This is a genomic window from Cellulomonas soli (genome assembly GCF_013409305.1).
Taxonomy (GTDB): Bacteria; Actinomycetota; Actinomycetes; order Actinomycetales; family Cellulomonadaceae; genus Cellulomonas; species Cellulomonas soli.
This window is the reverse complement of the sequence record NZ_JACBZJ010000001.1, coordinates 3390572-3413244: the sequence shown is the minus strand read 5'-3', so window position 1 is coordinate 3413244 and position 22673 is coordinate 3390572. Positions and strand designations below refer to the sequence as shown.

Below are 22673 nucleotides of genomic sequence, written 5' to 3'. Positions count from 1 at the left end.
TGCGGTCGGCCTGATGGCCGGCTGACGGAGGAAGGCCCGGACGGGATCCCGTCCGGGCCTTCCTCCGTCCGGGCAGCCCCGGCACACGTCTGCTGCCGACCTCGTCGGCGTCGCCTCCTGCTCAGGTGCCCTGGATGCTCTGCTCCGCCTGCGCGACCGCGTGCACGAGCTCGTCGCGCAGCGTGGCGATCTTGCGCTGGTCCGGGTAGAGGTCGAGCGCGGCCAGGTGCTGCTTGGCGTCCAGCGGTCGACCTGCCTCGACAGCGGCGAGCACCAGCTCGCGGGCGATCTCGGGCACGTGCTCACGCGGCCGCCAGTGCCCGGTGCCCAGACCGAGCGCCTCGACGGGCATGCCGACCTCGCGCAGCAGCGCGAGCGCATCGACGAGCGCACGGCCCGACGGGTCGCGCTCGGTCGCCGTGGTGAGTCGGCGCAAGGTGCCCTCGTGGTCGTCCCGGACCGAGAGCCGGGCGACCTCGATGAGCGGGTACCAGGCACGCGGGTTGCCGGCGAGCTCCTCGCCCAGCGCCCACACGGCCAGGTCCGCCGCGCGCTGCCGCTCGCTCTCGTCGAGCGTCGCGGTGAGCGGGTCGTCGTCCCCGGAGGCCTCCGCAGCACGCCGGCGGACGATCTCCGCGAGCGCCCGGAAGGCACGCTCGTTGTTGGGGTCGTCACTGAGCATGGAGCGCAGGGCGTCCTCGTGAAGCGTGTCGCCGCGTCTCGCAGCCGTGGTGGGCCGCCGCGCGCCGACCCGCGACGCGGACGTCGGGCGCCGCATCAGCTGACGGAGTCGGGGCAGGAGTGCCATGACGCGACCCTAGCCGCAACCATCCCCATCCCTCACCCCCTCCAGGCCCGGGTCACGCGGAGATCGGCCTCCGCTGCTGCCTCCACGGATCGATCCGGCGCCACGTCTGCACCGCATCCCGGCCCGTTCCCGGCCCGTTCCTGGCCCGTTCCTGGCCCGTTCCCGGACCGCATCCGCCCCGTTCCCGGCCCGCTCTCGCCCCGTCTGCTTCCCGCGCGCGTCCCGGCCCCGCGGCGTCCGACGAACGCTCACGCGGTGCGCCGAGCCACCGGCACACCGCGGTCCGCCACGGCCGGCGTTTGTCGACTTCCCACAAGGTGGCCCTTATGCTCGGCCCATGGTCAGTGCCGGACGACGTTCCCCCGTGGGCCACCCGGCAGGCGTCGACGAAGCCCCGGCGACGGTCACGACCGCCGACCCCCGTGCCGGGGTCGAGACGCAGCGCCGCATCCGCGAGGGCACCGGTCTGCTGGCCGCGGCCGCGATGCGCCGGCTGGACACCGACCTGGACTGGTACCGCTCGCTGCCCGCGGAGGACCGCTCGTGGGTGGGCCTGGTCGTGCAGGCGGGCATCACCGCCTTCATCACGTGGTTCAACGCGCCCGCGCTGCCCCCGCACGGTGTGGGCGACATCTTCGCCGCAGCGCCGCCCGAGCTGACCCGGTCGATCTCGTTGCAGCACACCCTGCAGCTCGTGCGCGTCATCGTCGACGTGGTCGAGGCCCACTCCGACCAGCTGGCAGCGCCCGGCGAGGAGCGCGAGGTCCGCGAGGCCGTGCTCCGGTACTCGCGCGAGGTCGCCTTCTCCGCAGCCGAGGTGTACGCCCGCGCGGCGGAGGTCCGGGGCGCGTGGGACGCACGGCTCGAGGCGCTCGTCGTGGACGCGCTCGTGCGCGGCGACGTGGACGACTCGCTGCGGTCCCGGGTCGCCGCGCTCGGCTGGAGCGGTCACGGCTCCATGCTCGTCATGACGGGGACGTCGGCCGGACCGCTCGACGAGGTGCGCTCCGCGGACCTGCGACGCGTGCTGCGTCGCGCCGTGGACGACGCGCTCGTGGGCATCCAGGGAAACCGTCTGGTCGTCTTCCTGGGCGGGCGCGGAGACCTGCTGGCCGCCGCGCAGGCGCTCACCTCACGCTTCGGTCCGGGTCCGGTCGTGATCGGCCCCGTGGTGCAGGACCTGGCCGACTGCTCGCGCTCGGCCCGTGCCGCCCTCGCGGGCCTGGTGGCCGCCGCCGCGTGGGAGCAGGCTCCGCGCCCGGTCCAGGCCGACGAGCTGCTGCCCGAACGGGTGCTCGTCGGCGACGCCACCGCACGCCGCGTGCTGATCCAGCAGGCCTACGCGCCGCTGGCCACCAGCCAGGGCTCGCTGCTGGAGACGCTGTCGGCGTACCTGGGTACCGGCCGATCGCTCGAGGCCGCCGCCCGCACCCTCTACGTGCACCCCAACACCGTCCGCTACCGCCTGCGCCGCGTGGCTGACGTGACCGGGTGGGACCCCCTGGACGCGCGCGAGTCCTACGTGCTGCAGACGGCGCTGGCCGTCGGGCGGCTGGACGGGACCGGGACGCCCGAACCGGCTCGCTGAGCCACGGACGCCGCCACGACCCACGGACGACCCCTCTCGCGATCACGGGTGCTTTGTAGGTCCCGCACAAGGGGTGCGGTGATCCTTGGTGTGCGCCGTGAGCCGGTCGAACCGGTCAGGGCGGGCACAGTGGACGGGTGCTCGTCGTCGTCAGCCCCGGTCAGGGCGCCCAGTCCCCCGGCATGCTCGCCCCATGGCTCGAGCTGCCCGTCGTCGCCGAGACGATCGGCCGCGCGAGCGCGACGACCGGTCTGGACCTCGTCGCGCACGGCACCACCTCGGACGCGGACACGATCCGCGACACCGCGGTCGCGCAGCCGCTGCTCGTCGCCTCGGCTCTCGCGAGCCTGCGCGCGGTCCTGGAGACCGACGCGGACACGCCGTTCGCGGACGTCCTTCCGGGTCGGGCCGACGCCCTCGCGGGGCACTCGGTCGGCGAGCTGGCCGCGGCGGCCGCCGCCGGCGTCCTCAGCCAGGAGGATGCCCTGCGCCTGGTCGCGGTCCGTGGCGCGGCGATGGCCCGCGCGGCTGCCGTGACCCCCACCGGCATGGCGGCGGTGCTCGGGGGCGACCCGGAGGAGGTCCTGGCCTCGCTCGCGCAGCACGGCCTCGTCCCTGCCAACGTCAACGGGGGCGGGCAGGTCGTCGCAGCCGGCACCCTCGAGGCTGTCGCCGCGCTCGTCGCCACCCTGCCGACCCGCGCACGGGTGATCCCGCTGCAGGTCGCCGGTGCGTTCCACACCGAGCACATGGCACCGGCGGTCGAGGAGCTGCGCTCGGCTGCGGCGTCCGTCACCGTGCACGACCCGGTGCTGCCGCTGCTCTCGAACGCCGACGGTGCGCTCGTCGCCTCCGGTACCGACGCCCTCTCCCGCCTCGTGGCCCAGGTCGCGCACCCGGTGCGCTGGGACCTGTGCCAGTCCACGCTCGTCGAGCACGGCGTCACCGGGCTGCTCGAGCTGGCCCCCGGCGGGGTGCTCACCGGCCTGGCCCGGCGTACGCTGCCCGGCGTCGAGACCGTCGCCCTGAAGTCCCCCGCCGACCTCGACGCCGCTCGCGACCTCGTCCGCCGGCATGCCGGCACGCAGCTCGACACGGCCGCCGACGCGTGACCGTCCACCGACCCCAGCAGCCAGGAGCGCACGTCGTGACCCGTCCGACCCTCACCCAGTCCTCCGGCCCCGCCTACTCACGCATCCTGGGGCTGGGCGGCATCCGCGGCGAGCGCGTCGTGCCGAACGACGACCTCGTCGGGCCGATCGACTCCTCGGACGAGTGGATCCGGCAGCGCACGGGCATCATCACCCGCCGTCGCGCCGAGGCAGGCACGGACGTGCTCGACCTCGCCGAGGGTGCGGCGCGTGCCGCGATCGAGAACGCCGGGCTGACCGGCGCCGACATCGACGCCGTGATCCTGTCGACCGTCACCTACTTCCACCAGACGCCCGCAGGTGCCGCGATCCTTGCGGACCGGCTCGGCGCGACCCCCGCCGCCGCGTACGACATCTCCGCCGCCTGCGCGGGCTACTGCTACGGGATCGGCCAGGCCGACGCCCTGGTGCGCTCGGGCGCGGCCCGCAACGTGCTCGTCATCGGCGCGGAGAAGATGAGCGAGTTCGTCGACCCGACGGACCGCTCGATCTCGTTCCTGCTCGGTGACGGCGCCGGCGCCGTGGTCGTCGGCCCGTCCGACTTCCCGGGCATCGGCCCGACCGTGTGGGGCTCGGACGGCGGTCAGGCGCAGACGATCCGTCAGACGCACTCCTGGCTCGACACCCGCGACCACGGCGCCGGCTGGCCGACGCTGCGGCAGGAGGGCCAGTCGGTCTTCAAGTGGGCGGTGTGGCAGATGGCACCGATCGCGCAGAAGGCGCTCGACGCGGCCGGCGTGAGCGCCGACCAGATCGACGCGTTCATCCCGCACCAGGCGAACATGCGGATCATCGACCAGATGATCAAGCAGCTCAAGCTGCCCGAGTCGGTCGTCGTGGCCCGGGACATCGCCGACACCGGCAACACCTCGGCGGCCTCGATCCCGCTCGCGACCGAGCGCCTGCTGCGCGAGGGCCAGGTCTCCAGCGGCGCGCTCGCGCTGCAGATCGGCTTCGGCGCCGGGCTGGTGTACGCCGCCCAGGTCGTCGTCCTGCCCTGAGCCGGGCGACCCACGCACCCCGGTACCGTCGGCCCGGCTGTACCGTTCACGACCACCAGCAGTCACCAGCAGTCGCACCGACTGCCGACCTTTGAGGAGACACCGATGGCCCACAGCGAGCAGGACATCCTGGCCGGCCTGGCCGAGATCGTCAGCGAGGAGACCGGTCTTCCGACCGACTCCGTCCTGCCCGAGAAGTCCTTCACCGACGACCTCGACATCGACTCGCTGTCGATGATGACGATCGTCACGCTCGCCGAGGAGAAGTTCGACGTGCGCATCCCCGACGACGAGGTCAAGAACCTCGTCACGGTGGGCGACGCCGTCTCCTTCATCGCCGGGGCCCAGGCCTGAGCCTGCACCCCTGACGGGTCTTCCCTGCACGCAGGGCCCCGATCGGTCGCCACCCCCGGGTGGGCGACCGGTCGGGGTGACCCATCGCCGGACCATCCCGGTCCGTGCCGCGCGACCCGGCGCCCCCGCGACCTGGGGCCGGGCAACGAGCCCTCCTGAGGGCACGCCACCGACCGGACCACGCGAGCCACCGCTCGACCGCTGACTGGAGCACCGATGAGCCACGTACCCGACGTCGTCGTCACCGGCCTGGGCGCCACGACCCCCCTCGGTGGGGACGTGCCCAGCACCTGGAGCGCCGCGCTCGCCGGGCAGTCCGGTGCCCGCACCTTCGACAACGACTGGGTGGAGACCTACGGCCTGCCCGTCACGTTCGCCGCCACGATCAAGGTCTCCCCGGAGGACGTCCTCGCACGTCCCGAGATCAAGCGCATGGACCCCTCGGCGCAGTACGCGATCATTGCGGCGCGCGAGGCGTGGGCCGACGCGGGGAGCCCCGAGGTGGACGGCGAGCGTCTCGGCTCGGTGGTGTCCTCCGGCATCGGCGGGATCTGGACGACCCTCGACGGATGGGACACGCTGCGGGAGAAGGGCGCCCGCCGGGTGCTCCCGATGACCGTGCCGATGCTCATGCCGAACTCCCCCACCGCGTATGTCTCCCTCGAGCTCGGCGCGCGCGCCGGTGCGCACGCCCTGGTCTCCGCCTGCGCGAGCGGCGCCGAGGCCATCGGCTACGCGGTCGAGATGATCCGCAACGGGCGCGCCGACGTGGTCGTGGCCGGCGGGACCGAGGCCTCGATCCACCCCATGCCGATCGCGGCGTTCGCTGCGTCCCGGACGTTGTCGCTGCGCAACGACGACCCGCAGGGCGCCTCGCGTCCGTACGACCGCGCCCGCGACGGCTTCGTCATCGGCGAGGGGGCCGGGGTCGTGGTGCTGGAGTCCGCCGAGCACGCCGCCGCACGAGGCGCCCGGGTGTACGCCCGGATCTCCGGGGTCGGGCTGTCGGCCGACGGCTACCACATCACCTCGCCCGAGCCGTCGGGCGACGGGCAGATCCGCGCCATGCGCGCGGCCCTGGGGGAGTCGGGCGTCTCCGCCTCCGACGTCGCGCACGTGAACGCGCACGCCACGTCGACGGTGGTCGGCGACCTCATCGAGGCGCGCAGCATCCGTGGCCTCCTCGGCGGCGACGCGGACCACGTCGCCCTCTCGGCGACCAAGTCCATGACGGGCCACCTGCTGGGCGGTGCTGGCGCCCTGGAGACGATCTTCACGATCCTCGCCCTGCACGACCGTCAGGCGCCGCCGACGATCAACGTGACCGACCCCGACCCTGAGCTCGTGCTCGACCTGGTGCGGGACACCCCGCGGGCGCTGCCCGCCGGGCAGATCGCCGGCGTGAACAACTCGTTCGGCTTCGGCGGCCACAACGTGGCCCTCGTCGTCACCTCGGTCTGAGGGAGACGGCCCACCGCGCGACGAAGGCCGTCGACCCCTTTGTCGAGGGGTCGACGGCCTTCGCGCGATCGGCACGACCGGTCGGTCGAACCGGGCCGTGAACAGGCTCGTTGCCGGGTCAGCCCACCCGGTGCAGCCAGCGGACGGGTGCGCCGGCACCGGCGTAGCGGAACGGCTCGAGCTCGTCGTCCCAGGCCTGACCGAGCGCCAGGTCGAGCTCGGAACGCAGCCGGAGCGGGTCGTCGGCGTGCTCCATGGCCGCACGGATGCGGTCCTCGGGCACCACGACGTTGCCGTGCACGTCCGTGGCAGCGTGGAAGATGCCCAGCTCAGGGGTGTGGCTCCAGCGGGAGCCGTCGGCCCCGTGGCTGGCCTCCTCGGTCACCTCGTAGCGCAGGTGTGCCCACCCGCGCAGCGAGGACGCAAGGCGCGCGCCGGTGCCCTGCGCGCCCTGCCACGAGTACTCCCCGCGGTAGAAGCCGGGCCCGGCGGGCTGCGGCGTCCAGTCCAGGGTGACGCGCGAACTCAGCACGTTGCCCGCCGCCCACTCCACGTGGGGGCACAACGCGCGGGGCGCAGAGTGCACGAAAAGTACACCGCGAGTGATCGCACCTGCCATGTCGTCCTCCTGACGGCTCGAGGTTCGCCTTCCCCAACGACCTCGTCCCGCATGACGGAGACTCACAGCACCGATACGCACGCAGTGTGCTGTGGCACAGCATGCCGGAGAACCGCTCCCGACGCCAGCCTGCCGACCGGGTGACCTCGCCTCGACCCGCAGGTCAGAGCTGGTCGCGGATGGCGCGCATCGCCTTCTTGCGCACCGAGCGCTCCAGGCGGTCGAGGTAGAGCATGCCGTCGAGGTGATCGACCTCGTGCTGCAGGCACCGGGCCATCAGCTCGGTGCCCTCGACCGCGACCTCCTTGCCGTCCAGGTCGGTGCCCACCACGCGCGCGTACCAGGCGCGCTTCGTCGGGTACCACAGGCCGGGCACGGACAGGCAGCCCTCGTCCCCGTCCTGGTACTCGTCCTCGGACAGCTCGACGATCACCGGGTTCAGGACGTAGCCGATCTCGTCGTCGATGTTCCAGGAGAACGCGCGCAGACCGACGCCGATCTGGTTGGCGGCGAGCCCGGCACGCCCGTCGTGGTCGACCGTCTCGAGCAGGTCCTCGACGAGACCGCGCACGCGGTCGTCGATCGTCGTGATGGGTTCGCAGGGCGTGCGCAGCACCGGGTCGCCGACGGTTCGGATCTCTCGCATGGCCATGGCGGGATTGTTTCATGTCCGGACCCTCGGACGCGGGCTCGCGAGCCCGTCCGCCCGGTCGCGTCGACGGGCGACGGGCGACCTGGGGACGGCGGCGGCGTCGACCGCGCCCGGACGTGTCGTCCATCACGTCCGGCGTCGGCACTTGTCGATGTCTCCCGCTCGTCCTATGTTTGTACTGACCGGTCAGATCAAGAGACCGCGAACGATCGAAGGACACGCGCGTGCACCCCGCAGCCTCGAGCCGGACCACCCCGGCCAGCACCACCGCCGCCACCGCCACCGCCGGGACCACCCGACCCGAGACGGGCGAGGCGCCGCAGCCCGCGGCCCACGCGGTCGTCGCCCGCCACCTCGCACTGCGCAGCAGCCGCGGCGTCGTCTACGGCCCCGTGGACCTCGACGTCCCGACCGGGACGCTCGCGGTCGTCCAAGGACCCCAGGGCGGAGGCCGTTCGAGCCTCCTGCTGACGCTCGCCGGACGCATGGTGCCCGACAAGGGCAGCACCCTGCGGGTGCTCGGCGAGTCACTCCCCCGCCGACGCGACGCCGTCCAGAAGCGCGCGGCCATCGCCGGCTTCCACGGCATCGACGACCTCGACGAGGCCGTGACCGTCGGCGAGGCCACCCGTGAGCGCCTCGCCTGGCTCTCGCCCTGGTACCGGCGGGTGCCCAAGGTCGACCAGGCCGCCTTCGCCGCGCTCGCCGCACCCGTCTTCGGCGACCGACCGCTCCCGCGCACCAGCACGCTCATCTGGGACCTCGACGAGGTCGACGCGATGCTGCTGCGGATCACCTTCGCGATGGCGCAGCGCCCCGCGCTCCTCGTGGTCGACGACGTCGACCAGGTGCACGACTCGCTGCGCCGGCAGACCGTCTGGGCGCGCCTGGAGGCCATCGCCGCCCAGGGCGTCACCGTGATCGCCGCCGTCGCCTCGCTCGACGAGGTCGCCCGCATGGGCTGGGTGCGCCGACCCGAGCAGATCACCCTCGCCACCGGCCCCCACGCCGTCCCCGCCGCCTGACACCCCTCGAAGGACCCCTGATGCTCTCCCTCACCTCGACCGGCACCGAGCTGCGCCGGTTCCGTCGCGGCACGCTGCCCCGCCTGGCCGTCGCCGCGATGATCCTCGTCCCCCTCCTCTACGGCGCGCTGTACCTCTGGGCCTTCTGGGACCCGACCGGCAACATGGACCGGCTCCCGGTCGCGCTCGTCAACGCCGACGAGGGCTCGACCCTCGACGGTGAGGCGCTCAACGCCGGCGACCAGGTCACCTCTCGGCTCGTCGACTCCGGCGACCTCGGGTGGGTCGAGACCGACGCCGAGGACGCCGCCGCCGGGGTCGAGGACGGCACGTACTACTTCGCCGTGACCGTGCCCGCCGACTTCTCGACGGACATCGCCTCCGCCGGCTCGGACACGCCGACGGCCGCCTCGCTGCTCGTGACCTACAACGACGCGAACTCCTTCCTCGCCTCGACGCTCGGACGCTCGGCCATGGCCCAGGTGCAGGCCGCCGTCCGCTCCACCGTGGGTGAGGAGGCCGTCGACCAGGTGCTCGTCGGGCTCGGCTCGGCACGCGACGGCTTCGCGCAGGCCTCCGACGGCGCGCTCACCCTGTCCGCCGCGAGCGGCACCCTCTCCGACGGGGCGCACCAGGTCGCCGACGGGGCCACCACGGCCGCCGACGGCGCGGCCCAGCTCGCCTCCGGCTCGACCACGTTGGCGGACGGGACCGACACCCTGGCCTCGGGTGCCAGCCAGCTGGCCGCGGGCGCCAGCACCCTGGCAGCCAAGACCGCCCAGGCGTCCTCCGGAGCGGCCACCCTGTCGACGGGCGCGGGCCTGCTCGCGGACGGGGCCGCCAGCGCCGCGTCGTCGTCTACGGCGCTGGCAGCCGGAGCTCTCCGGGTGGACACCGGCGTGCAGACCCTCGCGGCCTCGGCGAAGAAGACCGCAGCGCTCTCCGGCTACGTGTCGACCCTGACAACCTCGATGAAGGGGATCGCCCAGACGACCACCGATCCCGCCACGGCTGCCGCACTCGCGAGCGCTCTCGGCACGTTCGGGACCTCGGTCGCAGGGCTGAACCTGCCCACGGCCGACCAGCAGGCGGCCCAGCTCGCCTCGCTCGACCAGCTCGTCGACGGCGCCAAGCAGCTCGACAGCGGAGCCGCGGCGCTGAGCGCAGGGCTCGGCACGTTGTCTACCAAGACCACCGAGCTCGCCTCCGGCGCCTCGACCCTGGCTTCCGGCACCTCGCAGCTCGCCACGGGCGCCGGTCAGCTCGCGACAGCGTCGTCCACGCTCTCCAGCGGGGCGGCACGGCTGCAGAGCGGTTCGCACACCCTGGCTGACGGCGCCTCGCAGCTCGCTGCCGGGACCACGACGTTGGCGGACGGAGCGACCCAGGTCGCCGACGGGACGGACCAGGTCGGCGACGGCGCCCAGACCCTCGCTGACGCGCTGGGCGACGGCGCCACCCAGATCCCGGACGACTCCGACGCGCTGCGCACCGACCGTGCCGAGGTGATCAGCTCGCCCGTCACGGTCTCGACGGCCGACGTGGCGCAGGCGGAGGGCTTCGGCGAGGGCTTCGCGCCGTTCTTCATCCCGCTCGCCCTGTTCGTCGGGTCGCTCATCACCTGGCTGCTCATGCGCCCGCTGCCCTCGCGGGCGCTGGCCACCCCGGCATCCGGTCTGCGGACGACGCTCAGCGGCTACCTGCCCGCGCTCGCGCTGGGTGTGGCCCAGGTCGCCGTCATGCTCGGCGTCATCCACTTCGGTGTGGGCCTGCAGATGCACACCACCCTCGGCACGATCGGGTTCACGCTGCTCGTGGCAGCCACCTTCCTCGCCCTCCAGCAGGCGCTGATGGCGCTGCTCGGCCCGGCTGCGGGCAAGGTCGCGGTGCTCGCGCTGCTCATGCTACAGCTCGCGTCCTCGGGCGGCACCTACCCGGTGGAGACGACCCCGATGTTCTTCCGCGTCGTGCACCCCCTGCTGCCGATGAGCTACGCGGTCACCGGGCTGCGGCAGGTCATCACCGGTGGCATCGACGGGCGGCTGTGGGGATCGGTCGCGGTCCTCGTCGGGTTCCTGGTCGGCTCGCTGGCCGTGACCGCGTGGCGTGCCGGCCGGCTGCGCACCTGGAGCATGGCCCGCCTGCACCCGGCGCTCGAGATCTGACAGGCTCAGGACATGGACCCGCTCGTCACCGCTCCCGCCGACCCCGTCGCGGCGCCCGCCGTCGGCCCGTCGACCGACACGGCGCCACGCCGCGCCGGTCGGCGGGAGCGGGGCACGGGAGTCCGGGAGCAGATCCTCGACGCGGCCGTCGCCCTGATCGCCGAACGCGGGTTCGGGGCGACCTCCGTGGACGACATCGCGAGCGCGGCCGGTGTCGCCAAGGGCAGCGTCTTCTACAACTTCGGCTCCAAGTCGGCGTTGTTCGAGACGGTCCTCGTCGAGGGCATCGAACGACTCACCACCGCCATGCGCGAGGCGGTCGACGGCCTGCACGGCCGGGCGGCCGTCGAGTCGCTGGTCGGCGCACTGCTCACCCGGATCCGCGAGCACCCGGACTTCGCCAAGGTGCTGGTCGCCGAGGTCTTCCGGACCGGGCGCGACTGGCAGGAGTCGATCCGCGTCGTGCACGACGAGGCGATCGGCACGTTCGCCGCGGTCGTCGCCGAGGAGTGGCCTGAGCGGGACGCCACGCTCACGGGCGCCGCGATGTTCGGTGCGGCCGTGGTCGCCGGCCTGTCGTGGCTGGTGTTCCAGCCGCAGCGTCCGCTCGACGAGGTGCGCGCCGCCGTGCTCGATGCCGTGCACTGACACGCGCACTGACACGTGCACTGACGCCACCGGACGAAGAGCCCGCACCCGGCACCGGACGCTGCGGGCATGACACGAGGGCCGGTCCCGACCTCTGCGGTCGGGACCGGCCCTCGTGGAATATCAGGAGGCGATCACTCGCTGGCGCGCTGCTGCGGGACACCCGAGAGGAGCTGACGAACCTCGGCCTCGTGGAAGCGGCGGTGGCCACCGAGGGTGCGGACGGCGGAGAGCTTGCCGGCCTGGGCCCAGCGGGTGACCGTCTTCGGGTCGACGCGGAAGAGAACCGCGACCTCACCGGGGGTGAGCAGAGCGCCCTGCGAGAGAGGGGCCTCGGAAACGGTGGTGATGGTCATCGGAATGACTCCTGTCGTTCGGTAGCTCGGCTGACCCTGTAGGCCCCGTGGCTTTGCGTCCCCACCTTGCGGCGGGTTTGCCGTTATCGCTGACAAGAGAACTATGCCCGAATCGAGAGGTCTTGTGCAACCTCCTGAGACGCGTGTTTCGCGCGCAGACGGGTGATCTTCGATGGCGCCCCCTTGTCACCGGGTGAAGCCCGGCATGGGAGCCGACGTGGGAGCGACGCCGACGATCGGGCGATCAGGCGCCTGCGTCCGCGATCCGGCCTCAGCGACTAGCCTGGCCGACGGTACGAGGGGCAGTAGCTCAGCCGGTCAGAGCAGCGGACTCATAATCCGTGGGTCGTGGGTTCAAGCCCCACCTGCCCCACCCTGTGACATTGCGTGCACGTCGCTCCGAACGGCAGCCCCGGCTGCTCCGCCGGAATGTTTGCGCAGGTCACAGCATCGCGCGCCCGATTTCACAGGTTCGTGCCAGCGCGCGCGGGTACGGTGGGGACGTGCCTTCGTTCCGCCCTCATCGCGCTCTGCCCGGCTCCGTACGACGACTTCTCGACCTCGAGCCGAGGGATGCCGTGCTCACGACGGTCGAGCTGACCGACGGCCGGTGGGCGGTCGCCACCCGCACGAGCCTCCACCTGGTCGACGAGGCGGGTGACGTCCACCACACCTGGTCTGATGTCGACCGCGGTTCGCTCGAGGCACAGAGCCGCGTCCTGACGGTCCACTGGGTCGACGGCACGACGAGCAGCCTCCCGCTCTCGTCCGATCGCAACGCCCCCCGGTTCGCGCAGGTGTTCCGTGAGCGCGTGCAGCAGTCGGTGGTGCACGACCGGCAGGTGACGCTGCCCGGCGGTCGACTCGTCCGCGTCGCACTGCGCCGCGGACCGGCAGGTCGGCTGTTCACCCAGGTGCTCGGCGACGAGGGAGTCGACCTCGACGACCCGGCCGTCGCCTCGGCTGTCGACGCGGCCGAAGACCAGGTCCGTGAGGCCGCAGGACTGCTGCGCTGAGCGCGTCCTGAGGACCTCTGGACGGCTGCTAGAGTTCTTCCCGCACGATCCCTCGTAGCTCAATTGGCAGAGCATCCGACTGTTAATCGGACGGTTACTGGTTCGAGTCCAGTCGAGGGAGCAAGCACAAGAGGGCCTCTGACCAGCACAAACGCTGGGCGGGGGCCCTCTCTCTTTGCCCCGCGTGCAACATACGTGCAATAGCGGACCGGTTTTCGGGGCGCCCAGGAGGACTCAGAGCCGGACGGGGCCCAGTCCGCGCAGGCTCGGAGCGCATCCGGCGGCACGAGAGAGCGCTGTGCCCGGACGCAAGCCGCGGCTCGCGGGCGCCCGACGAACGGCCCTCCGCACGCCGCGGCGCTACGCGCTGGGCCTGCTGTCCCGCCGTCTCCGATCAGATCGACTGGTCGGGTCGAGCGCGCCCCCGCCTACGCCGCCCGAGGGGCACAGCCTCAGCCGTCGGCAGATGCGATGCCGGCAGCGCAACACCCGGGTCGAGCAACGCCTCCACCTCGGCCGCGCGCACCCTGACAAGCCGCGTTCCGAGTCGCACCGCCGGCAGCTCCCCGGTCGCGATCAACCGACGGACGAACCCCTCCGTGACATGCAGAAGGTCGGCAACCTCAGCCACCGTGAGGCACGGTTCCCGCAAGCCCTGATGCGAAGTCGTCGCCACTGGTCCACTCCCTCACTCGCGTCCACCGGGCAAGCATCGCGACGAGCGATAGACGAGCCGATGACGGGGCGGGGTATCGCGGCCGCGCCCGCACGCTCGAGGGATGCAATCGAACACGTGTTCGATCTACGCTCGTCCCGTGGTCGACCGAGTCCCCCCACGTGCGACGGCACGGTCCGTGCCGGCGAAGATCGCCGACACCCCGATCCAGCGCCCGGACATCCCGGTGCCCGTGACGGCGTGGATCATCGACGGCCGCGGGCGCGACGTGGAGATCGCTGCCGAAGCCGTGGCGTGGACGAGGCGCACAGTGTCGCTGCACTACTTCGACGCGGACGAGCGTGAGGGCTGGGTGTGGGTGTGGGCTTCGGCTGTCACACGGCGGCCCATGTGAGCGCTGCGCCCCGTACGCCGCCCGGCACCGACTGGTACGCCCGGTGGATCGTCACCCAGCCCGAGCCGAAGCCGCAGTGGCTGGTGACTCCCCCGCGGCCCGCGATTGCGCGTGCGCGCCACTACGACGGGACGTGGGCCGACGTCCCGGTGAGTGTCGTGGCCCGTGGCGCTGGAGTGCTGTGCGTTCTTCAGGACGTGTCCGGCGGGCCGACGGGCACGCGGCGGTGGTGTGCCTGGGTCGACATCGGCGCCGTACGTCCCGCCTGACCGCACGGTGCGAGCCCAGGTCACTTCCGCTTACTCCGGCCCGCGTGGCGATTGCCCAGGCCGGTCGGCGAGCTCGGCGCGGAGTGCTCGGACCTCGGCCGTGAGGGCTTCGACCTGGGCGTGGGTGGCGGCCCGCTCGGACTCCCCGGCTTCGGCGACGCGCTCGACGAGCCAGGACGCTAGCGTCGCGGTGACGACTCCGAGCAGAGCGATGCCGCCGAGCATGAGGGCGCCGGCGACGAACCGGCCGGTCGTGGTGGTCGGGTAGCGGTCGCCGTAGCCGACCGTGGTCATGGTGGACAGCGCCCACCACAGCCCGTCCCCGACGTTGCGGATGTTCGCCTCCGGTGCGCCACGCTCGGCGTCGGTGACGGCCAGCGCCCCGCACAGAACGAGCAGTGAGGTGCCCGCGACGACGTAGACGACGACCCGGCCGCGCAGACCGCGTGAGGAGTTGCGGTTCAGCACCGACAGCAGGGTCACGAACCGGATCAGCCGCAGGGGTCGCAGCATCGGCAGCACCAGGACCGCGAGGTCGAACACGTTCCGGCGGACGAACGTCGCCCGGTCCTCACTGAGAAGCAGGCGACCGAGGTAGTCGACCCCGAACGCGACCCAGGTCGCTAGGACGACGACCGAGCACGCTCGCACGACGCCCGCCGAGAGGTCCGGGTTGGCGATGGGGATCGCGTACGCGGCCAGGAAGACCAGAGCGGCGGCAAGCAAGGGCCACTCCGCTCGCCGTTCCCACCGCTCGACACGCGACATGCCGTCGATGCTGCCAGGCGCAAAGGCCGCGCGACGGCGAACAGGACTTCTACCGCTAGCAACACCATGAGCGGCTCGCGACGAATGGCGTGCCGTTCAGCCGGTCGCGACCGCTGCGACCGATGGACGAGCTCCGCTCGGCGTGCGGCGCGCATGGTCCATGGACGCCATAGACGAGCCGATGACGGCCGCCGACGGCCGCGAGCGCGGAGTGAGCCTGTGGAGTCTGGGTGAGACCGTCCCGCGCGACGACGCGCGCGCTCAACCGGCGGCGATAGACGCAGCGATGACGTGCGAGCGGCGTCCGTTTGGCCTGGGGGTTCGCAGGCGTGGGCTCGATGCCCGGCCGACGGCGCGGCGCGTTCGTGGCCGTCGCCCTACTAGACCGCGCGATGACGCGATGCCTTGCGGCACGTCATGAGCGCCTCGTCATCGGACGGTCTATCGGCGGTGTGGAGCCTCGCTGGTGTCCCTACGACACCGGAGGCGGAGATGGGCGACGTGGATGCTGGCGGTCGGCGCGAGCCGCTGCCGATCAAGCGGGATCGCGACGGGCTTCTTGCGGCACTGGCAGCGATCGACGACGAGGGATGGGAGGGCCCCACCGCGACGCGCCTGCTGACGTTCGTGCGGCTCGAGATCGCTCGACCGCTCGCGATCGACGTCGGGCTGCGCGGTGCTGCGGCGTCGCAGGCGGAGGCCTCGGCATGGCAGGCGGCGTGGATCGCGATGACCAAGCCGGAGCTGCGGCGGGCCGCATCGCCGTGGGGTGTGCTGTGGCGGGCCGCGAAGCGAGCCGCGCTTGGCGAGGTGGTGGCCGCCCGCTACGGCAAGGCCGAGCGGCGTGCGTGGGAGTTGCTGCGTCCCACGAGTGGCGCCGAGCCGGTGCGCCTGCCGTTGAGCCTCGACGTGCTGCTGGATGCCGGCTGGGATCTGGCCGGGCATACGGCACCCGTGCCGGGCCTGGCCGATGTGTGCACGGTCGCGGCGCACGGGCTCATCGACGCGGGGTGGGCCGTGGAGGACGCCGGCAGAATCGTCGCGACGGTCATGGATCTGCCCGACCCCGCGACCGATCCGCGCAGCGGTGCGCTCGGGTGGCGCCACATGGCCGCAGACCTGGACTTGCCGCCGTGGCAGGCGCGGCGACTGTGCGTGGCGCTGCGTGGCACTGCGCGGTGGCGTGGTCTGTTCGCACGGGTGCTCTCGGAGGGGCCCGACGCGGTCGACTCCCCGGAGATGCGGGCGGCGCTGCGTGCCACGCGCGTCAGGCGCCACCGCTCCCCCGCCCTCGCTGCCGAGCTGGCAGTCTCGGCGACTCACGGTCCACAGCGGGCCGCGAGCTGAGGACCGCCCACAGATCTCAGATCGGCCGTCGCGTCTTGCGCAGCGTGTGGCACACCTGCAGGCATGAGCTACACGAGCGCGCCGATCTCGGACCGGTGTCCGAGATGCGTACTTCACCCGGCCGGGTGTGCAATGGCCGCTCTGGCTAAGGCGCCGGGCCGGCTCGCGGGCACCGCGGGCCCTGCAGGGGCAGGTGGACGCCGATGAGACCTCCACACATCACGTCACGAACCGCGACCACAGCAGCAATCCTCATCGTCGCGGGACTCCTCGCTGCCTGCTCATCCCCGTCACCACCACCCACTCCAACGCGCACCCACCACGCGACAGCCCCGGCGACGCCGACACCGTCTCGGACCCCGATGCCGTCGGTCGACCCGACGATCGCGCAGGCCGAGGCCGCGATCCTCGAGGCGTACCAGGGGTACTGGGACGCGAAGGTCGCGGCGTTCAGCGACCCTGCCAGCGATCCCGGCGCCGAGCTCGAGCAGTTCGCGGTGGATCAGGCGTTCGCCGACGTCGCGTCGAGCGTGTTCACCTTCCGCCGCAACGGGATCAAGGTCACGGGCGCGCCCGTGCTCTCGCCGACCGTCAGCGAGATCGTGACGGGAAGCGAGGGTTCGGCTCGAATCGTCGACTGCGTGGACGGTTCGCAGTGGCAGCCCATCTACGTGGCCACAGGCGAGCCGGCTGCCGTGCCGGGGCAGGCCACTCGCCTCACGACGACGTCGACGGCGTACTACTACGTCGATCACTGGACGATCCGCACCTCGGAGGTCGACCGGGGGGCCCCGTGCTGACCGCACTCGCAGTCGCCGCAGGGCTCGCACTCATGGCCCCGTCCACGGTCGTCCCTAGCGGCGTGAGTTGCTCACCGAACACGACCTTCTGCGTCATCGACGTCGAGCAACCGGGGACGCCCGGCGACCCTGGTGGCGGAGGCAGCAGCCTGGACCCGGTCATCGAGCGCCGCTGCGTGGTCTCGCAGACGGGGCAGGCGGTGACGTGCGAGGGCCCGCTCGGCTGGTTCAACGACGCGGACGACTGCTACTGGCGTCTGCTCGAGCACCAGCCACCCGAGACGGATCCCATCTGGGGCGGGCGGTACCCCGAAGGGGCGATCTACGCGGTCTCCTGCGCCGCGACTCGACCCGGCGGATCTGACGGCTGGGTGTGGTCCGCGACAGAACCGCCGGGCTACGGCGGAGTCGGCGTCACGCCTGCGCAGCTTGCTCAGCAGGCGATCTCCCGGATGGAGCTGTCGGGACCGGCGATCCGCATGACGATCGATGGCGACGAGTCGGGCGTGGTCGGTGTCCCGCTGTGGCTGTGGACGGAGGTCGGCCCGACGACGTGGGGTCCGAACTCGGCTACGGCGAGCGTTCCGGGGCTGTCAGTGACGGCCACGGCGCAGGCACGCCGGATCGTGTGGTCAATGGGTGATGGGCGGTCGGAGACGTGCGCCGGTCCGGGCACCCCGTACTACGCCGGCGGGATCACGTCGCCGACGTGTCAGCACATCTACGAGAAGGCGTCCGCCGGGCAGCCCGATGGGGCGTACCCGGTCACGGCGACGACGACGTGGGACGTGACGTGGAGCGGCGGTGGGGCTTCGGGCTCGCTGAGCGTGACACGGCAGTCGACGGCGAGCGTGCGCATCGGTGAGGTGCAGGTGCTGATCACGCAGGAGTAGGACGCTCCCCTGGTCCTTGGAGGTGCCATGACGGCGACCGACGAGAAGCGCAAGATGAACGGGCAGCAGGCCACGACCGAGCTGCGGCCCGGGGTCGTCGTCGGTCCGCGGGGCCGACGTCGACCGGCGTTCGTGATCGCGGGTGTGGCGATGGTCGCGCTGGGGGCGTTGGCCGCGATGTGGCTGGTGACGTCTACCGGGCAGCGCTTCGAGGTCGTGCTGATGGCGCGTGATGTGGCCTACGGGTCGACGATCACCGCCGAGGACCTGACGACCACCGCGGTGTCGGTGGAGCCGACGGTGCGGCTCGTCGCCGCGGAGGACTCCGGCGAGCTCGTCGGCCTGGTGGCCACCTCGAACCTGCAGCGTGGGTCGTTGGTCACCCCGGGCGACGTCACCGACGCCGGTGTAGTCGGACCGGGTGAGGTGCTCGTGCCGTTGCCGTTGACGGCGGACCGGGTTCCTGCCGGTGGCCTGGCCGCTGGCGACCGGCTGCTGGTGGTGGATGCGCCCCCGCAGGGTGCCGATCCGCTGCCGGGTGCGCCGATGTCGTTCGAGGCTCGTGTGGTGCGGGTGGGGCCGCCGGACGTGAACGGCATGGTCGTGGCCGATGTCGTGACCTCAGCGCAGGACGGACCTGCACTTGCCACGCGTGCGGCGACGGGGCGGTTCGCGATCGTGGTCCAGCCGGCGCAGGTGACCCCGTGAGCGTGGTGGCTCTGTGCTCGGCGCACGGGGCGCCGGGTGTCACGACGGCCGCACTGGCGCTGTGCTGGTCGTGGCCGCAGGCGCGCCCCGGCCGCAGGGTGCTGCTGGTTGACGCCGATCCGGCCGGGTCCGGGCTCCTGACCGGGTACCTGTCCCCCGGCGTCCCGGACAGCGTTGGTGTGTCCGTGCTGGCGGCGGCTCGCGGCGCGCTCACCCCGGAGCAGGTGATCGGCTGCAGTCTGGCCCTGGACGCCGAGGGGGCACGCATGGTGCTGCCGGGCGTGGCTGATCCGGTTCAGGCGCGGCCGTTGGGGTCGATGTGGACCGCGCTGGTGTCGGCGGCGCGGGACCTGTCGGATGCCGGAGTCGATGTGGTGGTGGACGTCGGGCGGGTCGGTCACCAGTTCGAGCCGCGGGTCTGGCTCACGCAGGCCGACCTGGTGGGTGTGGTGGTGGCGGGCACGGTGGCCTCGGTCGCGCCGGCTGCGGCGGCGGTGCGGGGGCTGGCGGTCGAGCGCACCGGGCGGCTGGCACCGGTCGGGGTGGTCACCGATGCTGGCGGGTACTCGCGGGTGCAGATCGCCGAAGCGATGGGCGTCACCGAGGTCCTCGAGCTGGCCGCCGATGAGTGGGCGGCGCGGGCGTTCGCGGCCGGGGAGGTCGCCGGGTGGCGGTTCGAACGCTCGCCGCTGCTGCGTGCGGCTCGCGCGGCGGTCGAGCGGGTCGGTGCCCTCGTGCCGGAGCGGGCGGTGCTGCGATGAGCCTCGACGACCTGACCCTGCCCACCGCGACACCCGGCCGGGCCACACCGCCCGTGCGACGCGCCGCCGCGTCGAGTCCGACCTCGACGACCTTGCCCGACAACGCGGATCTGGTGCTCCCCAGTCCGGATCTCGCGGTGGTCCGGGAGGTCCGCTCGGCGGTGGCTGAGCGGTTGGCAGAGCGGTTGCAGTCCCAACGGATCGACACCCCTGAGGCGCGCCGCGAGCTGGCCCGCTCCCTGGTAGCGACCGAGTTGAGTGAACGCGGCCGTGACCGAGTGCGGCACGGGGAGCAGCCGTGGCCGTTCGAGGTGGAGATGGCCACCGCCCAGGCCGTCATGGCCGCACTGTTCGGGCTGGGGCGACTGCAGCCGCTGATCGACGACCCGTCGGTGGAGAACATCGAGGTCGACGGGCACGACCGGGTGTGGGTCTCCTACGCCGACGGGCGCATCGAACCCCACCCGCCCGTGGCCGAGTCCGACGCGGAGCTCGTCGAGATCCTGCAGCTGCTGGCCGCCCGCACCGGCAGCGCTGAACGCACGTTCTCCTCCGCCCACCCGGCCCTGCACCTGCGCCTGGAGGACGGCTCGCGGCTGGCCGCGGTCGCCTGGACGACACCTCGGGTGCACGTGGTCATCCGCCGGCACCGGGTGCGCGACGTCGACCTGGACGACATGGTCGAGCTGGGCACCCTGGACTCGGTGCTGGCCGCGTTCCTGCGCTCGACGATCCGGGCGGGCAAGAACGTCGTGGTGACCGGGCTGCAGAACGCCGGCAAGACCACCCTCATCCGCGCCCTGGCCAACGAGTTCGCCCCGATGGAGCGCTTCGCGACCATCGAGAAGGAGTACGAGCTGCACCTGCAGGACCTACCCGGCCGCCACCCGCGCGTCGTGGCCATGGAAGGCCGGGAGGGGTCCGCGGAGGTCGACAGCTACGGGCACCGCGCCGGGGAGGTCACCCTGACCGAGCTGGTGAACACGGCGCTGCGACTGAACCTGCGGCGCATCATCGTCGGCGAGGTCCGCGGACCTGAGGTGCTGCCGATGCTCGAGGCGATGTCGACCGGCGACGGGTCCCTGTGCACGTTGCACTCGCGCTCCGCCCAGCACGCCGTGGACCGCATCGTCACCTTGTGCCTGTCAGCCGGGGTGCAGATGACCGACACGTTCGCCTACCGGCTGCTGGCCGGTGCCGTCGACTTCTTCGTGCACATCGAGCTGCTCGACCAGAGCGCCACCGGTGGGCAGCGGCACCGGTTCGTGTCCCAGGTCGTCGAGGTCAACGGCCTCGGTGAACGCAACCGGCCCGCCACCACCCTCGTCTTCGGGCCGGGCCCGGACGGGCGCGCGGTCCCGCTGCACCGTCCCGAGTGCCTGGCCGACCTGGTGCGCGCGGGGTTCGACGAGACCCTCCTGGACCACCGGCAGGGCACCTGGGTCTACGGGCCGGGCGGTGATCGACGATGACCGCCGTCCTGGCCGGGGCGGCCGGTGCCGTCCTCGTTACCGGGAGCCTCCTCACTGCCGCCGGACTTCGCCGGGTTGAGCCCGCACCCCCACGTCAGCGCAGGCGGGCGCGGCGCGCCACGGAGGGCCGGTGGGCGCGCTGGCGGTGGCTCATCGCGGGGACCGCCGGTCTGCTCGCGTGGGCGATCACCGGATGGCCGGTGGTGGGCTTGATCCTCACCGCCGCGGTGATCGGGCTGCCGTACCTGGTGGGGTCGGAGAAGGTCGCGGCGCGGTCGATCGACCGCGTGGAGGCGATCGAGGAGTGGACCCGGCGGCTGGCCGACGTCCTGGCCACCGGCGTCGGCATGGAACAAGGACTGCTCGCCTCAGCGGCGACCTGCCCTCCGGCGATCGGCAAGGAGGTCGCCTCGCTGGTGGCGCGACTGTCAGCGCGGTGGCCCACCGAGCAGGCACTGCGCGCGTTCGCCAACGACCTCGACGACGCTGCCGGGGACTTCGTCGTCGCCTCACTGCTGCTCGGCTCACGACGCCGCGGACCCGGGCTGTCCTCCGTGCTGACGGCGGCCGCCGGGTCGGTCGCGGACGAGGTCGCCGCCCGCCGCAAGATCGAAGCCGAACGGGCCAAGCCCCGCTCGACCGCACGCCTGGTCACCCTCATCACGCTGACCGTCGCGGGGCTGCTGATGCTCAACGGCACCTACCTGGCCCCCTACGGCGACGGCCTCGGCCAGCTCGTCCTGCTGGCCATCGCCGCCGCGTTCACCGGCTGCCTGCTGTGGATCCGCTCCCTGACCCTGGCCACCCCCACACCGCGATTCCTGACCGACGCGGAGCGCCAACCATGACCGGCACCTGGCTCGTCCTGCTCGCCGGCGGCCTGATCGGCGGCGGACTCGTGGTGGCCAGCGCCGGGCTGAGCCCCGCACGCCCCGACCTGGCCGACGCCGTCCACCGGCTCCTGCCCACCGACCGCGGCGCCCGCCCGCCAGCACCGGTGGCCAGCGGCAGGCTCGCGGGACTGCAGGCGCGTGTCCTGCCCGGTGCGGTGCGGGCCTTCGGGCTGCGCCGCTACGTGGCCGACCTGCACATGGTCCAGATGGCACCCGAGACGCTCGCCGCCCGCAAGATCGGCTACGCCCTGCTCGGTCTGGCGTTCCCCGCGGTGATGTCCGCCCTGATGCTCCTGGCCGGCACCCGCCTGCCCTTCGCCCTGCCTGCCCTCGCCGGGCTCGTCCTCGGGGGGCTCTTCTTCTGGTTGCCCGACCTCACCCTGCGCCAGAACGCCACCGCCGCCCGCGCCACCCTGCGCGAGGCCACCTGCGTGTTCCTGGAGCTGGTCGCCATGGAACGCCTCGCCGACGCCGGCCCGACCGAAGCGCTCGACCGCGCGGCCGGGATCGGCGGCTCGCGCGAGTTCGCGCGCATCCGCGACGCGCTGCTGCGGGCAGAACTGGCGGGGCAGCCGTCATGGAACGGGCTGAGCGACCTGGCCGGGGCGACCGGTGTCACCGAGCTCGCCGACGCCGCGGACATCATGCGGCTGGCCGGACGCGACGGCGCCGCCGTCTACTCCACGCTGCGCGCCCGCGCCTCATCCCTTCGCACCCAGCTGCTGGCCACGGCGACCGCCAAGGCCAACGCCGCCTCCGAGCACATGGTCGTGCCGGTCTCCCTGCTCGGCCTGTGCTTCATGGCCCTCCTGGGCTACCCCGCCTTCGTCCGGATCCTGCTCGCCTGA

General features: G+C 72.8%; 24 protein-coding genes, 2 tRNA genes and 1 riboswitch. Of the genes, 20 read left to right on the top strand and 6 right to left on the bottom strand.

The window, feature by feature from the left end; genetic code table 11:
- Positions 1-121 precede the first annotated feature (121 nt).
- A complete protein-coding gene (locus BKA22_RS15545; protein ID WP_179561817.1) occupies positions 122-808 on the bottom strand; it encodes a hypothetical protein in 687 nt (228 codons plus the stop codon).
- A 337-nt stretch (positions 809-1145) separates the two neighbouring features.
- On the opposite strand from BKA22_RS15545, the gene BKA22_RS15540 reads away from it, so the two are divergent.
- The 5 genes from BKA22_RS15540 to BKA22_RS15520 all read left to right on the top strand — a co-directional run bounded on the left by BKA22_RS15540 (position 1146) and on the right by BKA22_RS15520 (position 6363).
- Positions 1146-2396: a PucR family transcriptional regulator gene (locus BKA22_RS15540; RefSeq protein ID WP_146951661.1), complete on the top strand. Its 1251-nt coding sequence runs from the start codon at positions 1146-1148 to the stop codon at positions 2394-2396.
- A 137-nt stretch (positions 2397-2533) separates the two neighbouring features.
- Entirely contained in the window at positions 2534-3508 is a 975-nt protein-coding gene (locus BKA22_RS15535; RefSeq protein WP_146951660.1) for an ACP S-malonyltransferase, read from the top strand.
- Between the two features lie 35 nt (positions 3509-3543).
- Positions 3544-4548 carry a beta-ketoacyl-ACP synthase III gene (locus BKA22_RS15530; protein ID WP_146951659.1) on the top strand — a complete coding sequence of 335 codons (1005 nt, stop codon included), beginning with the start codon at positions 3544-3546 and terminating at the stop codon, positions 4546-4548.
- Between the two features lie 105 nt (positions 4549-4653).
- Positions 4654-4902, top strand: coding sequence for an acyl carrier protein (locus BKA22_RS15525; protein ID WP_146951658.1), 249 nt, complete (start codon positions 4654-4656; stop codon positions 4900-4902).
- A gap of 216 nt (positions 4903-5118) precedes the next feature.
- Positions 5119-6363 (top strand): beta-ketoacyl-[acyl-carrier-protein] synthase family protein, encoded by a 1245-nt coding sequence (locus BKA22_RS15520; RefSeq protein ID WP_146951657.1) that lies wholly within the window; start codon positions 5119-5121, stop codon positions 6361-6363.
- 118 nt (positions 6364-6481) lie between these two features.
- Here BKA22_RS15520 and BKA22_RS15515 read toward each other — a convergent pair whose 3' ends face one another.
- Positions 6482-6982 (bottom strand): DUF3145 domain-containing protein, encoded by a 501-nt coding sequence (locus BKA22_RS15515; protein ID WP_146951656.1) that lies wholly within the window; start codon positions 6980-6982, stop codon positions 6482-6484.
- 163 nt (positions 6983-7145) lie between these two features.
- Entirely contained in the window at positions 7146-7634 is a 489-nt protein-coding gene (def, locus tag BKA22_RS15510) for a peptide deformylase (RefSeq protein ID WP_146951655.1), read from the bottom strand.
- Between the two features lie 224 nt (positions 7635-7858).
- Between def and BKA22_RS15505 the strand changes: the two genes are divergently transcribed.
- Genes BKA22_RS15505 through BKA22_RS15495 form a run of 3 tightly spaced genes read left to right on the top strand, consistent with a single transcriptional unit; the run spans position 7859 to position 11472 of the window.
- Entirely contained in the window at positions 7859-8659 is an 801-nt protein-coding gene (locus BKA22_RS15505) for an ATP-binding cassette domain-containing protein (protein WP_179561816.1), read from the top strand.
- A 20-nt stretch (positions 8660-8679) separates the two neighbouring features.
- Positions 8680-10824 (top strand): YhgE/Pip domain-containing protein, encoded by a 2145-nt coding sequence (locus BKA22_RS15500; protein ID WP_146951654.1) that lies wholly within the window; start codon positions 8680-8682, stop codon positions 10822-10824.
- Between the two features lie 12 nt (positions 10825-10836).
- Entirely contained in the window at positions 10837-11472 is a 636-nt protein-coding gene (locus tag BKA22_RS15495; RefSeq protein ID WP_146951653.1) for a TetR/AcrR family transcriptional regulator, read from the top strand.
- 134 nt (positions 11473-11606) lie between these two features.
- Here BKA22_RS15495 and BKA22_RS15490 read toward each other — a convergent pair whose 3' ends face one another.
- Positions 11607-11828: a BldC family transcriptional regulator gene (locus BKA22_RS15490; protein ID WP_146951652.1), complete on the bottom strand. Its 222-nt coding sequence runs from the start codon at positions 11826-11828 to the stop codon at positions 11607-11609.
- Between the two features lie 17 nt (positions 11829-11845).
- A riboswitch (cyclic di-GMP riboswitch) is annotated at positions 11846-11920 on the bottom strand.
- A gap of 207 nt (positions 11921-12127) precedes the next feature.
- Here BKA22_RS15490 and BKA22_RS15485 point away from each other — a divergent pair.
- From BKA22_RS15485 to BKA22_RS15475, 3 genes are all read left to right on the top strand, one after another.
- Positions 12128-12201 (top strand) — tRNA-Ile (locus BKA22_RS15485).
- A gap of 130 nt (positions 12202-12331) precedes the next feature.
- On the top strand, positions 12332-12844 hold the full coding sequence (locus BKA22_RS15480) for a hypothetical protein (protein WP_146951651.1): 513 nt from the start codon (positions 12332-12334) through the stop codon (positions 12842-12844).
- Between the two features lie 48 nt (positions 12845-12892).
- Positions 12893-12965, top strand: a tRNA-Asn gene (locus BKA22_RS15475).
- A gap of 273 nt (positions 12966-13238) precedes the next feature.
- Here BKA22_RS15475 and BKA22_RS15470 read toward each other — a convergent pair.
- Positions 13239-13475: a helix-turn-helix transcriptional regulator gene (locus BKA22_RS15470; RefSeq protein ID WP_223203422.1), complete on the bottom strand. Its 237-nt coding sequence runs from the start codon at positions 13473-13475 to the stop codon at positions 13239-13241.
- A 184-nt stretch (positions 13476-13659) separates the two neighbouring features.
- On the opposite strand from BKA22_RS15470, the gene BKA22_RS15465 reads away from it, so the two are divergent.
- Positions 13660-13914 (top strand): hypothetical protein, encoded by a 255-nt coding sequence (locus BKA22_RS15465; RefSeq protein ID WP_146951650.1) that lies wholly within the window; start codon positions 13660-13662, stop codon positions 13912-13914.
- 299 nt (positions 13915-14213) lie between these two features.
- Here BKA22_RS15465 and BKA22_RS15460 read toward each other — a convergent pair whose 3' ends face one another.
- Positions 14214-14951 carry a potassium channel family protein gene (locus tag BKA22_RS15460; RefSeq protein WP_146951649.1) on the bottom strand — a complete coding sequence of 246 codons (738 nt, stop codon included), beginning with the start codon at positions 14949-14951 and terminating at the stop codon, positions 14214-14216.
- A 405-nt stretch (positions 14952-15356) separates the two neighbouring features.
- Between BKA22_RS15460 and BKA22_RS15455 the strand changes: the two genes are divergently transcribed.
- From BKA22_RS15455 to BKA22_RS15420, 8 genes are all read left to right on the top strand, one after another.
- The gene (locus tag BKA22_RS15455) at positions 15357-16298 is read left to right on the top strand and encodes a hypothetical protein (RefSeq protein ID WP_146951648.1); all 942 of its coding nucleotides are present in this window, start codon (positions 15357-15359) and stop codon (positions 16296-16298) included.
- 362 nt (positions 16299-16660) lie between these two features.
- Positions 16661-17098 (top strand): hypothetical protein, encoded by a 438-nt coding sequence (locus tag BKA22_RS15450; protein ID WP_146951647.1) that lies wholly within the window; start codon positions 16661-16663, stop codon positions 17096-17098.
- Positions 17092-17991, top strand: coding sequence for an ATP/GTP-binding protein (locus BKA22_RS15445; RefSeq protein WP_146951646.1), 900 nt, complete (start codon positions 17092-17094; stop codon positions 17989-17991). Before BKA22_RS15450 ends, BKA22_RS15445 begins: the two co-directional genes overlap by 7 nt.
- Positions 17992-18018: 27 nt before the next feature.
- Complete coding sequence (locus tag BKA22_RS15440) at positions 18019-18699, top strand: SAF domain-containing protein (protein ID WP_146951645.1); 681 nt, start codon at positions 18019-18021, stop codon at positions 18697-18699.
- Complete coding sequence (locus BKA22_RS15435) at positions 18696-19460, top strand: P-loop NTPase family protein (protein WP_179561814.1); 765 nt, start codon at positions 18696-18698, stop codon at positions 19458-19460. Before BKA22_RS15440 ends, BKA22_RS15435 begins: the two co-directional genes overlap by 4 nt.
- Entirely contained in the window at positions 19457-20932 is a 1476-nt protein-coding gene (locus BKA22_RS15430) for a TadA family conjugal transfer-associated ATPase (protein ID WP_146951644.1), read from the top strand. The genes BKA22_RS15435 and BKA22_RS15430 overlap by 4 nt, the downstream gene beginning before the upstream one ends.
- Positions 20929-21780: a type II secretion system F family protein gene (locus tag BKA22_RS15425; protein ID WP_146951643.1), complete on the top strand. Its 852-nt coding sequence runs from the start codon at positions 20929-20931 to the stop codon at positions 21778-21780. Before BKA22_RS15430 ends, BKA22_RS15425 begins: the two co-directional genes overlap by 4 nt.
- Positions 21777-22673, top strand: coding sequence for a type II secretion system F family protein (locus BKA22_RS15420; RefSeq protein ID WP_146951642.1), 897 nt, complete (start codon positions 21777-21779; stop codon positions 22671-22673). The genes BKA22_RS15425 and BKA22_RS15420 overlap by 4 nt, the downstream gene beginning before the upstream one ends.

Coding starts and splice junctions, on each gene's coding strand:
- BKA22_RS15545 (WP_179561817.1), bottom strand. CDS start 808: ATGGCACTCCTGCCCCGACTCCGTCAGCTGATGCGGCGCCCGACGTCC.
- BKA22_RS15540 (WP_146951661.1), top strand. CDS start 1,146: ATGGTCAGTGCCGGACGACGTTCCCCCGTGGGCCACCCGGCAGGCGTC.
- BKA22_RS15525 (WP_146951658.1), top strand. CDS start 4,654: ATGGCCCACAGCGAGCAGGACATCCTGGCCGGCCTGGCCGAGATCGTC.
- BKA22_RS15520 (WP_146951657.1), top strand. CDS start 5,119: ATGAGCCACGTACCCGACGTCGTCGTCACCGGCCTGGGCGCCACGACC.
- BKA22_RS15515 (WP_146951656.1), bottom strand. CDS start 6,982: ATGGCAGGTGCGATCACTCGCGGTGTACTTTTCGTGCACTCTGCGCCC.
- def (WP_146951655.1), bottom strand. CDS start 7,634: ATGGCCATGCGAGAGATCCGAACCGTCGGCGACCCGGTGCTGCGCACG.
- BKA22_RS15500 (WP_146951654.1), top strand. CDS start 8,680: ATGCTCTCCCTCACCTCGACCGGCACCGAGCTGCGCCGGTTCCGTCGC.
- BKA22_RS15495 (WP_146951653.1), top strand. CDS start 10,837: ATGGACCCGCTCGTCACCGCTCCCGCCGACCCCGTCGCGGCGCCCGCC.
- BKA22_RS15490 (WP_146951652.1), bottom strand. CDS start 11,828: ATGACCATCACCACCGTTTCCGAGGCCCCTCTCTCGCAGGGCGCTCTG.
- BKA22_RS15460 (WP_146951649.1), bottom strand. CDS start 14,951: ATGTCGCGTGTCGAGCGGTGGGAACGGCGAGCGGAGTGGCCCTTGCTT.
- BKA22_RS15450 (WP_146951647.1), top strand. CDS start 16,661: ATGCCGTCGGTCGACCCGACGATCGCGCAGGCCGAGGCCGCGATCCTC.
- BKA22_RS15440 (WP_146951645.1), top strand. CDS start 18,019: ATGACGGCGACCGACGAGAAGCGCAAGATGAACGGGCAGCAGGCCACG.
- BKA22_RS15430 (WP_146951644.1), top strand. CDS start 19,457: ATGAGCCTCGACGACCTGACCCTGCCCACCGCGACACCCGGCCGGGCC.
- BKA22_RS15425 (WP_146951643.1), top strand. CDS start 20,929: ATGACCGCCGTCCTGGCCGGGGCGGCCGGTGCCGTCCTCGTTACCGGG.
- BKA22_RS15420 (WP_146951642.1), top strand. CDS start 21,777: ATGACCGGCACCTGGCTCGTCCTGCTCGCCGGCGGCCTGATCGGCGGC.